Below are 1061 nucleotides of genomic sequence, written 5' to 3' on the forward strand. Positions count from 1 at the left end.
TCTTGAGTTTGACAGTTAATTTCACCCAAACCCCTCTAACGATATCAAAAAGCCATATTTTTAGTGATTTTTGAAAAAAGTGTAGTGAGCCAACCCTCTTGACTTGCGTATTTTTTATACATATACTTGTCTCTATGGCTTTTATACGCATTGAAAAGAAAAAATCAGGAAACTATATACGTGTTATGGAGTCTTATCGTGAGCACGGTAAGAGTAAACATAAGATATTGGCTTCTTTGGGCAAGGAATCAGATTATACTCCTGATATGTTAAAACGTATGGGAGAAAAACTGTATTTGCTCGGTGGTGGAGAATTAAAAGATCTTCTTAAAAAAGAGACTAAAGAGCTAGGCCGTTATAATTATGGCTATTATCAAGCAACACTTAAAGCTCTTCAACATTTTAACCTTGACGCATATTTTCGAGCCTACCTTAAAAAAAGTAGAATAAGCTTTGACCTCTTCAATACCCTTCATTTATTGATTGCAGAGAGATTAGAAGAACCTGGTTCAAAACTTTGTAATTTTAACATACAGAAGGATTATATAGGGTTTCAAGAAGTAAATCTTCATCATATTTATCGTGCTTTAGACCACCTCTGTAAGTTAGAAGATAATCTTCAAGTCTTTCTTTATCAACAAGAAAAGAATTTATTTAATCAAAAATTGGATGTGGTCTTCTATGATGTAACCACCTTTTATTTTGACAGTGTTCATGAAGATGATTTTAGACAGAAAGGGTTTGGTAAAGACGGGAAAGTAGGGAAAACGCAGATCGTTTTTGGATTACTGATTGATAAAGAAAAAAATCCAATTGGTTATCAGGTTTATGAAGGCAAAAAGTACGAAGGGCATACATTAAAAGATGCTGTCAAAGGATTAAAATCTAAATATCAGATCGACGATGTCATTGTTGTTGCAGATCGAGGAATGTTGAGTAAGAGCAATATTGATATCGTTAAGGAAGAGAATTTTGAGTTTATTGTAGGAGAAAGGTTAAAATCTCTTCCTAATTCAGTCAAAAATGAAATTTTAGATCTGTCAAAATATCAACATGAATGG

At 32.9% G+C, this 1061-nt stretch carries 1 protein-coding gene; it reads left to right on the forward strand.

The genetic code is table 11. The features are described from left to right. Positions 1 to 134: 134 nt before the first annotated feature. A partial coding sequence (locus tag HHU12_RS34060) for an IS1634 family transposase (protein WP_169661169.1) occupies positions 135 to 1061 on the forward strand: 927 nt, incomplete at its 3' end.

The sequence above is a fragment of the Flammeovirga aprica JL-4 genome (assembly GCF_012844305.1).
GTDB classification, from domain to species: domain Bacteria; phylum Bacteroidota; class Bacteroidia; order Cytophagales; family Flammeovirgaceae; genus Flammeovirga; species Flammeovirga aprica.